At 64.3% G+C, this 17,728-nt stretch carries 17 protein-coding genes; 10 read left to right on the plus strand and 7 right to left on the minus strand.

Translation table 11 applies throughout. The annotated features are described in order from the left end of the window. From HAP48_RS08680 to HAP48_RS08695, 4 genes are all read left to right on the plus strand, one after another. Positions 1-951, plus strand: coding sequence for a heme/hemin ABC transporter substrate-binding protein (locus HAP48_RS08680; protein ID WP_166214106.1), 951 nt, complete (start codon positions 1-3; stop codon positions 949-951). Next, positions 948-2,048, plus strand: a complete 1,101-nt coding sequence (locus HAP48_RS08685; RefSeq protein ID WP_166214105.1) for a FecCD family ABC transporter permease — start codon at positions 948-950, stop codon at positions 2,046-2,048. Before HAP48_RS08680 ends, HAP48_RS08685 begins: the two co-directional genes overlap by 4 nt. After that, entirely contained in the window at positions 2,045-2,848 is an 804-nt protein-coding gene (locus HAP48_RS08690; RefSeq protein WP_166214104.1) for a heme ABC transporter ATP-binding protein, read from the plus strand. The genes HAP48_RS08685 and HAP48_RS08690 overlap by 4 nt, the downstream gene beginning before the upstream one ends. Positions 2,849-2,960: 112 nt before the next feature. Continuing rightward, the gene (locus tag HAP48_RS08695) at positions 2,961-4,313 is read left to right on the plus strand and encodes an esterase-like activity of phytase family protein (protein ID WP_166214103.1); all 1,353 of its coding nucleotides are present in this window, start codon (positions 2,961-2,963) and stop codon (positions 4,311-4,313) included. A 402-nt stretch (positions 4,314-4,715) separates the two neighbouring features. Here the strand turns inward: HAP48_RS08695 and HAP48_RS08700 are convergent, their stop codons facing one another. Together HAP48_RS08700 and HAP48_RS08705 are read right to left on the minus strand one after the other, a co-directional pair. Next, positions 4,716-6,395: a mucoidy inhibitor MuiA family protein gene (locus tag HAP48_RS08700; protein ID WP_166214102.1), complete on the minus strand. Its 1,680-nt coding sequence runs from the start codon at positions 6,393-6,395 to the stop codon at positions 4,716-4,718. 175 nt (positions 6,396-6,570) lie between these two features. Continuing rightward, the gene (locus HAP48_RS08705; protein ID WP_166214101.1) at positions 6,571-7,998 is read right to left on the minus strand and encodes an MFS transporter; all 1,428 of its coding nucleotides are present in this window, start codon (positions 7,996-7,998) and stop codon (positions 6,571-6,573) included. A gap of 82 nt (positions 7,999-8,080) precedes the next feature. Here HAP48_RS08705 and HAP48_RS08710 point away from each other — a divergent pair, with 82 nt between their 5' ends. Next, positions 8,081-8,539 (plus strand): MarR family winged helix-turn-helix transcriptional regulator, encoded by a 459-nt coding sequence (locus HAP48_RS08710; protein ID WP_166214100.1) that lies wholly within the window; start codon positions 8,081-8,083, stop codon positions 8,537-8,539. 72 nt (positions 8,540-8,611) lie between these two features. Here the strand turns inward: HAP48_RS08710 and HAP48_RS08715 are convergent, their stop codons facing one another. Continuing rightward, positions 8,612-9,784, minus strand: a complete 1,173-nt coding sequence (locus tag HAP48_RS08715; protein WP_166214099.1) for a thiolase family protein — start codon at positions 9,782-9,784, stop codon at positions 8,612-8,614. Between the two features lie 194 nt (positions 9,785-9,978). Further along, on the minus strand, positions 9,979-10,917 hold the full coding sequence (locus tag HAP48_RS08720) for an acetamidase/formamidase family protein (RefSeq protein ID WP_166214098.1): 939 nt from the start codon (positions 10,915-10,917) through the stop codon (positions 9,979-9,981). A 187-nt stretch (positions 10,918-11,104) separates the two neighbouring features. On the opposite strand from HAP48_RS08720, the gene HAP48_RS08725 reads away from it, so the two are divergent. Beyond that, positions 11,105-11,494 carry a transposase gene (locus HAP48_RS08725; protein ID WP_166214097.1) on the plus strand — a complete coding sequence of 130 codons (390 nt, stop codon included), beginning with the start codon at positions 11,105-11,107 and terminating at the stop codon, positions 11,492-11,494. 222 nt (positions 11,495-11,716) lie between these two features. Here the strand turns inward: HAP48_RS08725 and HAP48_RS08730 are convergent, their stop codons facing one another. Next, complete coding sequence (locus HAP48_RS08730) at positions 11,717-11,968, minus strand: hypothetical protein (protein WP_224497172.1); 252 nt, start codon at positions 11,966-11,968, stop codon at positions 11,717-11,719. Between the two features lie 30 nt (positions 11,969-11,998). Here HAP48_RS08730 and HAP48_RS08735 point away from each other — a divergent pair, with 30 nt between their 5' ends. The 4 genes from HAP48_RS08735 to HAP48_RS08750 are packed head-to-tail and all read left to right on the plus strand — an operon-like array spanning position 11,999 to position 15,423. Beyond that, complete coding sequence (locus HAP48_RS08735) at positions 11,999-12,805, plus strand: ABC transporter substrate-binding protein (RefSeq protein WP_234622356.1); 807 nt, start codon at positions 11,999-12,001, stop codon at positions 12,803-12,805. Next, positions 12,802-13,623, plus strand: a complete 822-nt coding sequence (locus HAP48_RS08740) for an ABC transporter ATP-binding protein (protein ID WP_166214095.1) — start codon at positions 12,802-12,804, stop codon at positions 13,621-13,623. Before HAP48_RS08735 ends, HAP48_RS08740 begins: the two co-directional genes overlap by 4 nt. Beyond that, complete coding sequence (locus HAP48_RS08745; protein ID WP_175612347.1) at positions 13,620-14,459, plus strand: ABC transporter permease; 840 nt, start codon at positions 13,620-13,622, stop codon at positions 14,457-14,459. Before HAP48_RS08740 ends, HAP48_RS08745 begins: the two co-directional genes overlap by 4 nt. Before the next feature lie 40 nt (positions 14,460-14,499). Continuing rightward, positions 14,500-15,423, plus strand: coding sequence for an acetamidase/formamidase family protein (locus HAP48_RS08750; RefSeq protein ID WP_166214093.1), 924 nt, complete (start codon positions 14,500-14,502; stop codon positions 15,421-15,423). A 155-nt stretch (positions 15,424-15,578) separates the two neighbouring features. Here the strand turns inward: HAP48_RS08750 and serA are convergent, their stop codons facing one another. Then, entirely contained in the window at positions 15,579-17,168 is a 1,590-nt protein-coding gene (gene serA / locus HAP48_RS08755; protein ID WP_166216708.1) for a phosphoglycerate dehydrogenase, read from the minus strand. Positions 17,169-17,245: 77 nt separating this feature from the next. Then, entirely contained in the window at positions 17,246-17,728 is a 483-nt protein-coding gene (locus HAP48_RS08760) for a hypothetical protein (protein WP_166214092.1), read from the minus strand.

The raw sequence follows: 17,728 nt of genomic DNA on the forward strand, positions 1-17,728 counted from the left end.
ATGACAATTTGTCGCACGCTCGCTCTGCTCGCATTCTCCTGTTGGCTGCCATCAGGCGCGGCACTTGCCGAGGGCATCACCGTGCACGACGCGCGCGACCGCGACGTCGTGATCGACGATCCCACGCGGATCGTCTCGATCGGCGGCGCGATCACCGAGATCCTCTATGCGCTCGGCTTCGCCGACCGCATCGCCGGCGTCGATGCCACCAGCCTCTATCCGCCGGCCGCGCTGCGCGAGAAGCCCGACGTCGGCTACATGCGCCAGCTGTCGCCCGAGGGTGTACTCGGCCTGCACCCGTCGCTGGTGCTGGCGGTGCAGGGCTCTGGTCCGAAGGAGACCATGGACGTGCTGGAGGCGGCCAAGGTGCCGCTGGTGCTGGTGCCCGAGACCTTCTCGGAGGCCGGGCTGATCGAGAAGATCAGGCTGGTGGGCCACGCCATGGGCGCCGATCAGCGCGCCGCCTGCCTGACCGCGGCCGTCGAAAGCGATCTCGCCCAATTGCGTACGCTGCGCGCCAAGGTAACGAAGCCGGTGCGCGTGATGTTCGTGATGTCGCTGCTGAACGGGCGCGCCATGGCGGCGGGTCACAAGACCGCCGCGGACGAGATCATCCAGCTCGCCGGCGGTGTCAACGCCATTGACGGCTACGACGGCTACAAGCCGGTCAATGACGAGGCCATCGTGGCGGCGAAGCCCGATGTCGTGCTGTCGATCGATCGCGGCAAGGATTCGCTGACCTCGGAGGCGGTGTTCGCCCATCCGGCCTTCGCGCTGACGCCGGTCGTGGCCAACAAGGCCTTCATCTCGATGGAGGGGCTTTATCTGCTCGGCTTCGGGCCGCGCACCGCGGCCGCGGCACGCGACCTTTCGGTCAAGCTTTATCCGGCGCTGGCGCCGGGGGCCGACAACTTCAAGCCGGCAGCGCTGACCGCGAATTGCCGGCAATGAGCATGCTGGCCGAGCGCCGCGCGCGCACCAAGCAACGGCGCGCCGGCATGTCGCTGCGGCCGGCGGCGACACTCACTCTCTTCTCCCTGCTTGCGGCGCTCACAGCGACCGCGCTGGTTGCGCTGACGGTCGGCGCCGCCGGCATTCCGCTGTCGCGGCTTCCGGCCGCGCTCGGCCTGTGGCCCGACGGCATCGCCAATCCGCTGCTCGCGCGCGACCAGCTCGTGGTGTGGTCGATCCGCGTCCCGCGGATCGCGGCCGCCGCCATGGTCGGCGCCCTGCTCGCGGTCTCCGGCGCGATCATGCAGGGCCTGTTCCGCAACCCCCTCGCCGATCCCGCGCTGGTCGGCGTCTCCTCCGGCGGCGCGTTTGCCGCAGCTGCGGCGATCGTGTTCACCGACAGCCATCTCGGCGAGAGCCTGCGCTTCCTGCAGCATCAGTTGCTGCCGATCGCGGCCTTTGCCGGTTCGCTGCTCACGACCATCATGCTCTATGGCATCGCCAGCCGCGGCGGCCGGACCTCGATTGCGATCTTCCTGCTGGCCGGGCTTGCGATTGCCGCGATCGCCAATGCCGGCATCGGCCTGTTGGTCTTCGTCGCCGACGACCGCCAGCTCCGCGACATCACCTTCTGGCTGCTGGGTTCGCTGAGCGGCGCGACCTGGAGCAAGCTCACCGCGCTGGCGCCGGTGCTGGCTATTGCCCCGGTCGCCTGCCTCGCGATCGCGCGTGGGCTCGACGTGCTGGTGCTCGGCGAGGCCGAGGCGTTCCACAGCGGCGTCGATGTCGAACGTCTCAAGCGGATTTCGATCGTGCTGGTGTCGGCGATGACCGGTGTTGCGGTCTCGGTCTGCGGCGTGGTCGGCTTCGTCGGCATCGTGGTGCCGCATCTGCTGCGGCTGGTGATCGGGCCCGCGCACCGGCTGCTGCTGCCGGCCTCCGCATTGCTCGGTGCCATCCTCTTGGTCGGGGCCGATACGGTGGCGCGCACCATCGTGGCACCGGCGGAAATGCCGATCGGCATCCTGACCGCGGCGATCGGCGCGCCGTTCTTCCTCGCCATGCTGCTGCGCCAGCGTGGGCTGGTGTCGCTATGAGCGCGCTGCTCGAAGCACAATCGGTGTCGATGACGGTCGGCGGCACGACCCTGGTCGATGCAGTCTCCCTGCGGATCGGCGCCGGCGAAATGGTCGCGATCGTGGGCCCGAACGGCGCCGGCAAATCGACGCTCTTGCGGATGCTGTCCGGCGACCTCCGTCCGTCCCGCGGGGCGATCAGGCTCAAGCAGCGTGACCTGCACGGCTACGGGCCGCGCGAGCTGGCGCAACACCGCGCGATGCTGTCGCAGCATGTCAACGTCACCTTCCCGTTCACGGTCGAGGAAATCGTCAGCATGGGCGCCGGCGAGAGCCCGCGCGCGGCGGCGCGCAACCTCGTCGAGGCGGCGCTGGACGAGGTCGGGCTGGCGCATTTCCGTTCCAGGCAATTGCCGACGCTGTCCGGCGGCGAGCAGCAGCGCGCGCATGTCGCCCGCGTGCTGGTGCAGCTCGCCTGCGGCGAGGCGCTGCACGGGCCCGGACTGTTGCTGCTGGACGAGCCGACATCAAGCCTCGATCTGCGGCACCAGATCGACCTCGTCGAGACCGCGCGGCGGCGCGCCGGGCGCGGCACCGCCGTGATCGCGATCCTGCACGACCTCAACCTCGCGATGCGGTTCGCCGACCGCATCCTGCTGCTGCACCGCGGCCGGCTTGCCGTCGACGGCGACCGCGCCGCCGCGATGCAGGCCGATACACTGCGCAAGATCTTCGAGATCGACGTTGCGATCGACTTCACCGCCAACGGCGTGCCGTTCCTGCTGCCGCAGACGATGCGGCCGGCGGGCAAGGCGACGTAACGCCGCAAGGCTTATCCCGGGGCAACACCGGCGATTCACAAAACTGTCAGGCGACTGTAACAGACGCCTCCGAGAACACCGCATCGTTTGTTTATCCCGTGGGAGACCAATCATGCGCCTGTCACTGCTTTGCTCCGTCGCCTCGATCCTGCTTGTCACATCGGCGTTCGCGCAGAGCGAGGGCGAATTCCCGGCGACGCTGGCGGGACACGCGGTGATGCCGGCGGAGAGCTTCATCGACGCGCCCGCGGATGCGCCTGATGATCTCAAGACCTCGGGCAAGTACACCACCGGCAAGCGCGTCGATGCCATCGGCACCGTGATGGGCAAGTCCTATGAGCGGCCGACCGGCGTGGCGCTGCCGTTCAAGGGCCAGCCGCTGCAGGGCCATTCCGGCATCAAGGTGATGGCGGACGGCTCGTTCTGGGTGATCACCGACAATGGCATGGGCTCGCGCTACAACTCGGCGGACTCGATGCTGTACCTGAACCGGCACAAGATCGACTGGGCCAGCGGTAAGATCGAGCGCCAGGAGACCGTGTTCCTGCACGATCCCGACAAGAAGGTGCCGTTCCGCATCGTGCATGAGGACACCGCCAAGCGTTACCTGACCGGCGCCGACTTCGATACCGAAGGCTTCCAGATCATCAACGACATTTTCTGGATCGGCGACGAATTCGGGCCCTACATCCTCAAGGCCGACAAGACCGGCAAGATCCTCGCCGTGTTCGAGACGCTCGCCGACGGCAAGCCGGTGCGCTCGCCTGACCATTGGGCGGTGCAGTCGCCGGGCGCTCCGGGTGCGAGCTACACCAACGTCAACCTGCGCCGCTCCAAGGGCTATGAGGGCTTTGCCTCGTCCAAGGACGGCAAGTTCCTCTATGGCCTGCTCGAGGGGCCGCTGTGGGATGCCGAGAAGAAGGACTGGGAGAAGGTCGACGGCAAGGAAGCCTCGCGCATCCTTGAATTCGACGTCGCCGCGGAAAAGTTCACCGGACGCTACTGGCAATATGTGTTCGAGCAGAACGGCAATGCGATCGGCGACTTCAACATGATCGACCCGACCCAGGGTCTCGTGATCGAGCGCGACAATGGCGAAGGCACCGCCGACAAGGCCTGCCCGCAAGGCGCCCGCGGCGAGAACTGCTTCCCGGATATCGCCAAGTTCAAGCGCGTCTACAAGATCGAGCTCTCCGACACCAATGTCGGCAAGCCGGTGCGCAAGATCGCCTATATCGACCTGCTGAAGATCCGCGATCCGAACAAGAAGGCGAAGAAGCCGCTCAACGACGGCGTCTACACCTTCCCGTTCTTCACCATCGAGAATGTCGACCGGGTCGACGAGACCCACATCATCGTCGGTAACGACAACAATCTGCCGTTCTCCTCGAGCCGCGCCCCGAACAAGGCGGATGACGATGAGTTCGTGCTGCTCGAAGTCGGCGACTTCCTGAAGGCGAAGTGAGGCGGTCGCTCCCGCCCGCACACACCGCTGTCATCGCCCGGCTCGACCGGGCGATCCAGTATTCCAGAGGCGTTTGAGATCAACGGATAAGCCGCGGCGTACTGGATGCCCCGCTCAAGGCGGGGCATGACAGCGAATATGCGGATGGCGTGATGCTCATCCCAGCGCGACAACCAGTCCGTCATCCCCGCGCAAAGGCTTCGGCTTTGTCGCTGGAGCTACGAGCCTTGCGGCGCAATTGCGCCGCTGGGCGAGCCTCGAAGGATGCATCGCCCCGCCGCGGCCGCATGGAGAGAGCTGGGCCGTCGCCCTTCGAGGCTCGCCGAAGGGGCGAGCACCTCAGGGTGACGGTGATAGATCCGCGCGCAGCCCCATCCACGTCACGGCAGTGCGCTCTCAGCATCACCCCGCCGGCACCATCACGACACCCTTGTCCTTCGGCCAGCGCATCCGCCAGGCGAAGTTGACGTCCTTGACGTCACCCGGCTTGGCCTCGAACGCCCATTCCAGCACGCCGCGCTTGTCACGCAGATTGGTGGTGGTCGCCGGCGTCGACGACGGCAGCATCTCGACCACGATGTCGTCGTTCTCGCTGACCGGGAGCTGATCCTGGATCGCGACCTTGATCGGGAAGTCGTGGCCGTTGCGCACCGTGGTCTTGAACGCGCGCTCGTCGGTCTTCGACGTCGTCACGATCAGGCCAGCGGAGCCTTCATTGCGCTTCACCACCGTGCGCTCGATCTTGACCTTGTCGTCGGCGCCGAAGCCGAGCCGCACGGTCTCGTCCTTGGCGGCCGTCGCCATACGGCTGCGGCCGACAAAGATGCCGTCGCGGTAGATCGCGACCTGTCCGGGCAGCAGCGGCGCATCGTCGGCCTGCACGAAGCTCGCTTCCAGGAACGCGGTCGGATCGATCACCGGAACGGCCCGCACCGCGAGATCGGGGGTGATCGTCGCCGTGGAGATGCGCAGGCTCTTGGCGCCCTCATTGGCCACGACGCTGACGCGGCCGGGAATCTTGAACGTGGCCTGGAAGGCGCCGATCTCTGGGGTCGCCTCCAGTTCCCCAAAGGTTGTCCCCCCACCAAAGCGGAATTCCTTGAGCGCGTCCGCGGCCGGAGCGGGTGCCATGGCCGCTGCGCGCTGTTGCACGCCGTCCTCCCTGCTTCGCGATGCCAGCGGCCGCGGCGGCTGCGGATATTGCACGATCAGCGAATTGAGGTCGGGCGCATTGCCGCCGCGAGCGACGCGCACGGTGGAGACGACGAGCGCCACGTTCGACCAGTCCTCGCCAGTCGACTGGGTGATCTCGGCGCGGCGCACCAGCTCGATCGCGGGCTTGCGGTCCTTGGCGCCGGTGTCGAGACGGGCGTCGTAAAGCGGCGTCCAGCGCGCGTTGCGCACCGCATAGGTCACCCGCAGCGTCGCGCGGGTCGCGGCGGCGGAGGCAAGCTCGATCCGCACCTCGAGCTTGCTCGGCGGCTTGGCGGCGCGATCGGCTTCAAGCCGGGCGATCTCGCGGTCGATATCGCGCTGCTTGCGCGTGGCGTCGCGGATCGCGGTGTCGGCCGTTGCGACTTCATCCCCGACCGCCGAGAACGCGGTGCGCCACTCGCTCACCGGGCGCGCCTCGCCCTTCTCGCCGATGCCGACCGGTGCGGCCTCGGCGAAGCGCTCGGCGAATTTGCGCCGTGCCTCGGCGGCGGTGATGATGCCCTGCAGATCCTCGCGCTGATCCCTGAGCGCCTCGATCCGCTTGTCGATCTCGGGCAGGTTGGCCGGCGGCAGCGGACGCGGCGGTCGGGCGTCGATCGCCCCGATCGTCAGCCTGCCGCCCGCCTCGCCCTCGACCCGCAGCGAGGACGGATCGAGCCCCATCGGGAAGTCGTTGGCGATGAGCGTGTTGTCACCTGCGGGCAGGTCCAGCGTGATGACGCGGGTGACGCTCGCGCCATCGGGATAGACGGTGACGGCATCGACCTGCGAGGCCGCATCGAGATTGGCCGCGTGCAGCGGCTCGGCAACCAGCGCACCCGCCAGCACCAGGCTGGTGGTCACAAGACAATTGGCAATCTTTCGCATGACATCCCTCCGGAAAACGTCGCATCGCGCGCGATGAGCGGCGCGCCGGGCTCGCAGGCGCGCCGTTTCTCGTGGTGAGACGCAGCGAGGAAGGGACTGGTTCGATTGAGGTTTCGGTGCGGCGCGAGCATGGCGCCGTCGCGGCTGCGGTATGGCGCAGCCGCGTCTTTCGGCGTTAGCGATCGATCTTGCGTCGGATGAACAGGTAATTCGGCACGAAAGCGGCCATGGTGATGGCGATCATGATCCACCAGCCGCGTTGAAACGCCGCGATCCGGTCGGCCATCGAGACCGGCGTTGCCAAGATCGCGACAAAGATCGCGACGCCGATCGCCATGGCCGCCTGCCGGATCATGTTGATGACGCCGGAGCCGGTGGCAAACGACGAAGGCGGCAGCGCCCCGGCGCCGACGCCCATCAGGGTCGGAAAGGTCAGTCCGACGCCGATACCGGTGAACATCATACCGACCACAGCGGCAAGCACGTTGGCCTCGGGACCCATGCAGGTCGCCCAGATCGCGAGGGCGCCCGCGAAGGACAGGATTCCGGCGGACACGACCGCTGCCGCGCCAAAGCGCGCGATCAGGCGGCCCGCAAACAACAGTGAGGTGAACGGGACAAGCAAGGGACCCGGTGCGATCGCAAGTCCGGTCTGCAACGCAGACCAGCCCCATACGGTCTGGTCCCACAGCGCGACCGACAGCAACATCGCGCCAAACGCCGCCGAGTAAGGCGCCATCACCAGCGAGGCGCCGGTGAACGGCCTGACCGCGAACAGCGCGGGATCGACGAACGGGTTCTTCGATCTGAGACAGTGCCACGCGAAGGCGGCAAGCGAGACCGCTGCGACGGCAAAGCCGAGGACGACGCCGCGCGAACTCCATCCCCAGTCATTGGCCTTCACGATCGCAAAGGTCAGCGCACCGATGCCAGAGGTCACCTGCAGCGCCGCCCAGAAACTGGGACGCGGCACGTCGTGGCCGGGCACTTCAGGCAATTTCAGCCAGCCGATGATGAGCGCGACCACGCCGATCGGGACGTTGACGATGAAGATCCAGCGCCAGTCGAAGGTCACAAGCACGCCGCCCGCCAGCGGCCCGAGCGCGGCGGCAAGGCCGCCGATCGCGGTCCAGGTGCGCACCGCGCCAGGGCGCTGCTCGGGCGGAAACGACGCCAGCAGCAGGCCGATCGAGGTCGGGGTCATCAGCGCCGCACCGGCGGCCTGCGCGATGCGGGCGGCGACCAGGAATTCGACGTTGGGCGCAAGCGCGCACGCCGCCGACGCTGCGGTGAACAGCGCAACGCCGAGCAGGAAGCTCAGATTGCGGCTGTGCCGCTCCGCCAGCCGGCCGAAGAACACCAGCAGCGCCGCATAGGCGATCGCATAGCCGTTGAGGATCCAGGACAAATCCTCGAGCGAGGCGCCGCGGAATTCCTGCGCGATGTTCGGCAGCCCGACATTGACGATGAACAGGTCGAGATTGGCGAGGCAGATCCCGACCGACACGATTGCGAGCACCTGGCGTGGGGATGCCGTCGCCGCGCGCGGCTGCGCGTCAGTCCCGACGGCCAGCCCGATCGTCTCCACTTCCACCTCCGACATCATACCCTCCAGATACGTGCATATGCATCTGTTGCCATTAGGTGCATATGCATGTATATGTCAAGTCCGATCTGGAGGCAGCATGGCGAAAATCGAACCCGGCCGGTGCAATCTCACGGCGTTGCGCAAGGCGACGCGGCGCGTGTCGCAGCTCTACGATTCGATCCTCGCGACGTCAGGCCTGCGTGGCACGCAACGGGCGATTCTGGTCTACGTCAGGCGATCGGGATCCCCGACGATGGGGGAGCTCGCAGCCGCGCTGGTGCTCGACCGCACCGCGCTCAACCACAACCTCAAGCCGCTCGCGCGCGACGGCCTCCTGACCATCACTGTCGACAAGAACGACCGCCGCAGCCGCCTGGTGCGGCTGACCAAGCGCGGCGAAGCCCGGCTTGACGAGTCGCAGGCCGCCTGGCGTGAGGCACAGGAGCGCTTCGAGGGAGCCTTTGGCGCAAAACAGGCCGCCGATCTCAGGCAGACGCTCGAACTGGTCGCCGCGCTCGAATTTGGCGAACGCGCGGCGGATTTGCCGGCTTCGTAGCCACTTCAAACGAAAAGCGGCCCGGCGTTGCCGCCAGGCCGCTCATTCTCGCACGATCAGGATCGATCGCGCTTAGCTGTAGATCTCGAACAGGCCAGCGCCGCCCTGACCACCGCCGATGCACATGGTCACGACGCCCCACTTGGCCTTCCGGCGGCGGCCTTCCTGCAGCAGGTGGCCGGTGAGCCGGGCACCCGTCATGCCGAAGGGATGGCCGATCGCGATCGAGCCGCCATTGACGTTGTACTTCTCGGGATCGATGCCGAGCTGGTCGCGCGAATAGAGGCACTGGCTGGCGAACGCCTCATTGAGCTCCCAGAGATCGATGTCGTCGATCTTCAGGCCGTGGCGCTTCAAGAGCTTCGGCACGGCGAAGACCGGACCGATGGCCATCTCATCGGGCTCGCAGCCGGCCGAGGCCCAGGCCACGAAGCGGCCGAGCGGGTTGAGGCCGCGCTTCTCGGCGTCCTTGGCTTCCATCAGCACCACCGCGGCGGCGCCGTCGGACAGCTGGCTGGCATTGCCGGCGGTGACGAACTTGCCCGGACCCTTGACCGGCTCGAGCTTGGCAAGGCCCTCCAGCGTGGTCTCGGGGCGGTTGCACTCGTCGCGATCGACGACGTAGTCGACGATCGACTCGGCCTTGGTCGCCTTGTCGACCACCTTCATCCTGGTCTTCATCGGGACGATTTCGTCCTTGAACTTGTTGGCCTGCTGCGCGGCCGCCATGCGGCGCTGCGACTCCAGCGAATACTCGTCCTGGTATTCGCGGCTGAGCTTGTAGCGCTCGGCGACGATGTCGGCGGTATCGATCATCGCCATGAAGATGGCAGGCGCGGTCTTGAGCAAGTCCGGATCGACCGATTCCTTCGGCGTGCCGCCACCGGGAATCGAGATGCTCTCGACGCCGCCGGCGACGATGCAATCGGAGCCGTCGGAGCGGATCGAGTTGGCGGCCATCGCGATGGTCTGCAGGCCCGACGAGCAGAAGCGGTTCACCGAGACGCCCGCGGTCGTCTTCGGCAGGCCGGCGAGCAGCGCCGCCTGACGGCCGATGTTCGGCGCGCCATGCGCGCAATTGCCGAGATAGCAATCCTCGACATAATCCTTGTCGACGCCGGCGCGCTCGACCGCGTGCTTGATGGCATGCCCGGCCAGCGACATCGGCGGGGTGATGTTGAATCCGCCACGGCCGGACTTCGCCAGGCCAGTGCGCGCGTAGGAAACGATTACGGCTTCACGCATTGTTTTCTCCCTCAAAATGGATGATTTCAGCTTGGATGCTGTCTTCGTACACATGGGGCGTCAAGGCAACAGAAATAAGCGCCATCAAAATACCGCCCTGCGGAACGGAAGTGGCCCCGACGCAACCGACGAAGCAGGATCACGTGGCGGCGCGGATGAAGCCTACTAACGTGCCTGGAATTCCGAGGTGCTCCTCACAGGGCCGATTTCGCGAGCATCATGTGAATTCCCTTATTGCCGTCGACCAATTGCGTCACGCGCAGATTGCCTGCGAGAGAACACAGCATGTACGCCTCGTTGCGCGTGAGATTCGTGCGCGCGCAGATGTGGTTGACCATCTCGCGGACGGCTTGTTTGGCGGCGTCGTCCAGGTCTTCGTCCAGTCCGATCGAGATGAGATGGGTTGCATTTTCTGCAAACGGCCATTTGACCCGCATGTCCTTCCGCACGGTCAGGCGGACCGTGCCTGTGACTCCGGTCTCCAGGGCCGTGATACAGACTTCGCCGTCACCCTGAACGGCGTGCCCATCGCCGGCGAAAAACAGAGCGCCCTCATTGAATACCGGCAGATACAGCGTGGTGCCCGCGCGGAGCTCCTTGTTGTCCATGTTGCCGCCGAACGCGCGCGGGACCGGCGATCCGCACCGGCCCCACGCCGGCGGCGGCGCGGTTGCCAGGATTCCGAAAAACGGACTGAGCTCGATCCTGCTGCCCCAGGGCATCGTACAAAAATTTCCATCGCGGTCGATGGTCGGATGAATGGTTTCGTAGTCGGTGAATTCGTCCGGCAGCGTGCCGAGCAGAGGCAGGATCGAAACAAATCCCCAGTCCTGTCTGACGTTCACGTCGAGAATGTCGACCTGAAGCGTGTCGCCTACCTGGGCACCCTTCACGTAGATCGGCCCGGTGATGAAATGCGGCCCAGGTCCCGGCGGCAGCGTGTTCAGCGCATGGAGATAATCGGCGGGGACCCGACCGAAATCGTCCGGCAAGGTTTCTTTCCCACCCGCCGGGAAACTATGCAGCGTGACCGAGTCACCGGACTCCACTGTAAGAACCGGCGGACTAGCACTGTCTAGGTATCCCCATACCATGTTCTCAGGGGTAGCGGGAATTTCATGGCGGCGCGGCATCGCTCCTCCAAAGCAGTTGCCCTCGGGAAATGTCGGCCATCATCCTAGGCAAGACTTGATGTCAAAAACAGCCGCGGTTTGGGCCCCTTTGAGCATTCCTGGTCCATGGTAGGGTGGCCCTGGTAACCCGATGCGCGGACGCCGTGCGCCACCTTTCCGGGCGGCCGCGCGACAAAAGGAGACTCTGATGAGGCGGTCTCAATTCACGGAAAATGAGATCCGGCATCTCCTGTACGAGGCGAATACCGGCGTCTCGGTGGCCGAGATTTGCACGACATCCGGCATCTCGCTTCGAACATTCTACCGATGGAGGCGGCGGTATGGCGGTCTAGACCACCCAGCCGTGCTCGACATGCGTGGACTTGCCGTCGAGAATGTCAGGCTGCGAAACGTCATCGACAATCTATCTGCCTGCCTCAAGGCGACGCCGGCCGGCGAAATCGCAAGCGGCAGCACGCCGCAAACGAACGCGCTGAAGGACGTCGACGGCCGGGGCCGTCGTGCGATCAGCATCGCCGCGGAAAAGTGCGGAGGCGCTGTGACGGGCCGCTTCGCATCAATCCGCGTCAATCGCTGATCTCGACGATAACAATTCAGGCAGCCATTCTGGCAAAAGTGACATAATGCGCTACACCGTGGCGGGGATTTGATCAAGCTGCCCCTGCATCGAGCGCAATTTTTCGATCCGGGGCCACACTCAAGGCAAGAGCTGGCACGCCGCTGACGCAAATCCAAATCTTGCACAAAACCCGGCAGCAGCTGTCTGTACTTTCTTCTTGTCGCAAATCCGAACGACCGATTACCCTCGCCGCGAACGCCAACGGTCCTGCAGGGAGTTGAGATCATGACTGGCTTTGTCCGCGATTTTACCGACGTCAAGACCGGCGTCAGCCGCCGCAACATCCTCACCGCTTCCGCTGGTCTTGCTTGTGGTTTCGCGCTCGGCGGACCGATGGCGATCAGGACGGCCACGGCGGCCGGCTTGAAAGAAGTTCGTTTCAGCGAAGCAGTCCACAACCTCGGTTACATCAATCTCTACGTCGGCATGCATGCAAAGATCTTCGAGAAGAACGGTCTCGACATGAAGGTCAGCGCCGCTGGAGGCGACACGCAAACGTTCGCTGCAGTGCTTGGCGGATCGGCTGACTTTGCCATCGGCGATGCGACCATGGCGCAGATCTCGCGGGAGAACGGTGGCCCGGGCGTTGTCGTCGGCACGGTCGTCCAGCGTGCACACTATTTCGGCGTCTCAAAGACGTTAAAGCCCATCACCGATCCGAAAGAGTTCAAGGGCCTGAAGATCGCAACCTCGCCGGAACCGAATACGAATTTCAGCGTGGCGAAGCGCCTGCTAGAAAAAGCCGGCCTCAAGGTCGGCGTGGATGCCACCATCGTGCCGGTGAATCCGGGAACCGAAATTGCTGCGATGCTGGCCGGTCAGGCGGACATTGCCATCGCCTATCAGCCCAGCGTGGCCGCGGCCGAGGCCCAGGGAGCCAAGGTGGTGTTCGACTTCTCCACCTACATCGGCCCGTTCTGCAATACGGGAATCATGGTCCTTCCATCGACGATCCAGAAAGACCCCGCGATGGTTCAAGCCCTGGTGACATCGTTCGAGGAAGCCTCGCGCAAGACCTACGCAGACCCCGCCTTCGCAAAGGAAGTCGCGCGCAGGGAATTTCCGGATCTGCCGGGCGAGGTTGTCGACAAGGCGATCGATGCCGAATTGCAGTATCTGATCCCGGCACAGTCCGTGGTGACCAAGCCGGATCAATGGAAGAATCTGATGGAGATGCAGGTCTACCTCGGCAACGCCAAGGGCACGATCCCGTTCGACCAGATCATCGACAATTCCTTTGCCGACAAGGCCGTCGCCAGTCTGAAATGACAGTTGCGATCACCACCGGCCACGGCGGCACCGGAACATCCGCGGCGTCCCTGGTGCCGTTGACCGTGGAAGGCGTCGCCAAGGGCTACGATGTTGCGGGGCGATTTGTCCCGGTGATCGGCAATCTTAGCTTGACGCTGAAAAAGGGCGAGATTGTCAGCATCGTTGGTCCATCGGGATGCGGAAAGACGACATTGCTCAATACGCTGTGCGGACTGATACCGGCTGACTTGGGGCGTATCCGCTGGTACGGGCACGAGATCGTCGGCCAGCCGCAGAACGTAGGCTACATGCTGCAGAAGGATCTGCTGTTTCCCTGGCGCACTGCATTGAGCAACGTCAAGCTGGGACTGGAAATCCGCGGCCTTGCGGCGAGCGAAGCGCATGACCGCAGCCGCGCGATGCTGGATCAACTCGGATTGCACGGCTTCTCCGATCACTATCCGTCGACATTGTCAGGCGGCATGCGCCAACGGGTCGCACTCGCCCGCACATTGGTCAATGATCCGGAGGTGCTGCTTCTCGACGAGCCGTTTGCCGCGTTGGACTTTCAGAACAAGCTGCTGATCGAAAGTGACACGGCAAAGCTGGTTCGCGAGCGCGGGCGCTCCCTGTTGCTGATTACCCACGATATCGAGGAGGCCGTCTCTCTGGCGGACAGGGTCATCGTGCTGTCGAAGAGGCCGACAACCGTCAAGGCGACGTACGACATAGATCTGGACGGTGAACGAACTGACATGATCGCCGCTCGCGAAAGCCGGCAATTCAGCGCCTACGTTCGGCAGATATGGGCCGATCTCGACGTCGTACTCCAATGACCGCGAATGCACAGGACGATTTTGGGAACGTTGTGCAAGGATCACCGGCGCCGCCGGCGCACCGCTGGAAGCGTTGGCGGGTAGCCGGACTCGTCCTGCTCACTCAGGTCGCGCTCTTGGCTGCGCTGCTTGCGTTGTGGGAGCGCGCGACAGGGCAGGACAAGCAGGCAGCCTTCATGTTCGGGTCGCCCTCGGCGATCTTCGGCTTTCTGGGCCAGTCGGCGCGCGATGGCTCGCTGTGGCGCGATATCTATGTCACCGGCTTCGAAACCCTGCTCGGCTTCGTGATCGGTAATTTCTTCGGAACGCTGATCGGGCTTCTGCTCTGGTACTCGCGTTTCGTATCGCGCGTGGTCGAACCTTTCATCATCGCCTTGGGATCGATTCCCATCATCGCGCTTGCGCCGATCATCATCATCTGGTTCGGCACAGGACTGATCTCGAAAGTCGCGATGTCGACGCTGTCGGTCGTGATCGTGGCGCTCGTGACGTCCTACAAGGGCGCGACGGGCGTTGACGCCGACCAGGTCAACCTGATGCGAACACTGGGAGCCTCGAAGTTCCAGATATTCCGCAAATTGGTGGTGCCCGCATCGCTCACCGATATTTTTGCAGGATTGAAGCTCACCGTCGGATTTGCGCTGATCGGTGCGATCGTCGGCGAATTCATGTCGTCGTCAGAGGGTCTAGGACACGCAATCTTCAAGGCCGGCTCGCTCTACATCATTCCCAAGGTGTTTGCAGCGCTGATTGCAACGATCGGCCTGGCATTGCTGCTGACGTTCGTGGTGGGCCGCCTTGAACGGCTGCTCATGCCCTGGCGCAAGGTTCAATAGATTCCCCTATTTCGGCAACAGCAAGAAAAGGAACGTGGAGATGTCGCAGCGCGTCGCGAAAGAAGGCAATATCAAGTATGCCCTGTCGGGCCTGGACCGTTTCATTGCCAGCGTCTCTCCCGGCGAAACGTTCGTCGTCGAATGCGCGATCAATGCCAACGACGGAACGATCCGTCATCTCGGGCAGCAACTGACCGAAGCCGACATCACTATGCCGTTCGTCAACGGGGCGACGGGGCCCATCGAGGTTCGCGGCGCCAAGGCCGACGACATGCTGAAGGTCGAGATCGTCAGCATGGAGGTTGGGGGGCTTGGATTTACGGCACTGTGGCCCGGCATCGGTATGTTCCCCGACTGGGTGCGCCGCAGGGAGTTCGGCATCCAGACGCGTGTTGTCGAGGTCAAGGATGGCCTTGTGCGCTGGAACGAGCATCTAAAACTTCCGGTCAAACCGATGATAGGCGTGATCGGAGTCGCACCGCTTCATGGCGCGGTTCTCACCGTGGACAACGGCACGCACGGCGGAAACCTGGATGTTCAGGAAATCACCACCGGCAACACCGTCATGCTCCGGGTCCATGCCGACGGTGCGCATCTGTTCCTCGGCGACTGCCACGCAATCCAGGGGGACGGGGAATGCAACGGCATGGGCGCCATCGAGATCGCAGCCACCCTCACCGTCAAAGTGTCGCTCGAAAAAGCTCCAGCGCGCCTGAACCATCCCCGGATCGAAACGCCAACCCACATCTGCACGCTCGGCTGTGCGCGTCCGCTCGAAGACGCCATGCGGCTTGCATTCGAAGAAATGGTTTACTGGCTTGAAGAGGAATGGAGGATACCCGCAGCCGAAGGCTACATGCTGCTCGGTCAAATCGCGGAGGCGCGATGCACGCAGGTGGTCAATCCGAAATACACCTATATCTGCAAGGTGAACAAGGACATCGTCCGAAAATACTTTGGGTGATCTGATGGAGCGCGCGTAGCCTCGTCGCTGAAATCGATACCGTCGGGCTTGCTCATGCAACCCGATGGAAGGGCGAAACCATCTCGGCACAAACAAACGTCCGTGCAGACGATCCGCCGACGCTGGACCTATGGCCCGGCGTCGGCGGAACCAGGTTAAAACGTCAGCGCCTTGGCCTGCTTCACCTGCGGCAGCGTCTGCACCTTGGCAAGCAGTTCCGCCGGCACCGCGCCGTCGACCTCGACCAGCGCAATGGCGTCGCCGCCCTGCTTGACGCGGCCGAGATGGAAGGTCGCGATGTTGATCTTGGCATCGCCGAGCAGGCTCGCGAACGCGCCGATGAAGCCCGGCTTGTCCTCGTTGGTCACGTAGATCATCGACTTGCCGAACTCGGCGTCGACGCGGATGCCCTTGATGTCGACGAGGCGCGGCTTGCCGTCGGCGTAGACGGTGCCGGACACCGAACGCTCCTGGCGCTCGGTGGTGACGGTGACCGTGATCAGGCTTTCATAGTCGCTCTGCGCGGCGCGGACCACCTCGTCCACCACCATGCCGCGCTCCTTGGCGACAACCGGCGCCGAGACCACGTTGACCTCGCCCAGCATCGGGCGCAGCAGGCCGGACAGCACCGCCGAGGTGATAGCCTTGATCTTCATTTCGGCGACATGGCCCTCATAGGTGATCTGGGTCTTGAGGATGCCGCTCTCGGTGAGCTGGCCGGCGAACGAGCCGAGCTTCTCGGCGAGCTCGATGAACGGCTTCAGCTTCGGCGCCTCTTCCGCGGTGATCGAGGGGAAGTTGACCGCGTTCGAGATCGCGCCCGACAGCAGATAGTCCGACATCTGCTCGGCGACCTGCAGCGCGACGTTCTCCTGCGCCTCGGTGGTGGAGGCGCCGAGATGCGGGGTGCAGATCACGTTGGGATGACCGAACAGCACGTTCGAGGTCGCCGGCTCCTCGACGAACACGTCGAAGGCGGCGCCCGCGACATGCTTGGAATTGAGCGCATCGACCAGCGCCTGCTCGTCGACCAGCCCGCCGCGGGCGCAGTTGATGATGCGCACGCCCTTCTTCATCTTGGCGATCGCAGCCGCGTCGATGACGTTGCGGGTTTTCTCGGTCAGCGGCGTGTGCAGCGTGATGAAATCGGCGCGCTTCAACAGATCGTCGAGCTCGACCTTCTCGACGCCGATGTCCTTGGCGCGCTCCGGCGACAGGAACGGATCGAACGCGATCACCTTCATGCGCAGGCCGAGCGCGCGGTCGGCGACGATCGTGCCGATATTGCCACAGCCGATCACCCCTAACGTCTTGGCGGTGATCTCGACGCCCATGAAGCGGTTCTTCTCCCACTTGCCGGCCTGGGTCGAGGCGTCGGCCTGCGGAATCTCGCGCGCCAGCGCCAGCATCAAGGTGATGGCATGCTCGGCGGTCGTGATCGAATTGCCGAACGGCGTGTTCATCACGATGATGCCCTTGGCGGTCGCGGCCGGAATCTCGACATTGTCGACGCCGATGCCGGCACGGCCGATCACCTTCAGCCTGGTCGCCTTCTCGATGATCTTGGCGGTCGCCTTGGTGGCCGAGCGGATCGCCAGACCGTCATAATTGCCGATGATCTCGGCGAGCTTTTCCTTGTCCTTGCCGAGGTTGGGCTGGAAGTCGACCTCGACGCCGCGATCCTTGAAGATCTGCACAGCGGCGGGAGACAGCGCGTCGGAAATCAGAACTTTGGGAGCCATGATTGCAATCCTTGTGATCAGTCCGGTTAAGCCGCGAGCAGCGGCCCTTGAATGGGTGCTTGCAACGAATGCGCGGGCGGTCAGCGCAGCCAGCGCACCATGAACGGAAATGGCGGGACGCCGTTCTCGGCGGCCTGCCGCTTTTCGAAGGTCATGCCGTAGTACTGCAGCAGCGGCTGACCGAAGGTGCGTTCGGTGTCGAAGTCCGCGACCAGGGCTTTCGAGCTGCCTCGATAGCCGTGTTCGTGGAAAACGATCGCCGGATCGATATCGAGGTGCTTCGCCGCCGCGTAGGACCAGGCAATGGCCGCGATCTCGTCGCCGTCGGACGGCGTTGCCAGCTCCGGTGTGTTCCGCATCGACGGATCGGTCACCGCGAGATGACCGGCCTCGTGCAGGAGATCGCCGGGATGAGCGAGCTTCTCCTCATCGACGAAAATGACGCCGTCACTGATGCGAAGTCCGGGCAGGAACGTCGCGTCCGGCAAGCGCGCCGGACGCACGTCGATCCCGATGCCGCAGATGAAATCCGCGAGCCTTTCGGTCAGCGGATTGGCGAACAT

Origin of the sequence: Bradyrhizobium septentrionale, assembly GCF_011516645.4 — a bacterium.
Classification (GTDB): domain Bacteria; phylum Pseudomonadota; class Alphaproteobacteria; order Rhizobiales; family Xanthobacteraceae; genus Bradyrhizobium; species Bradyrhizobium septentrionale.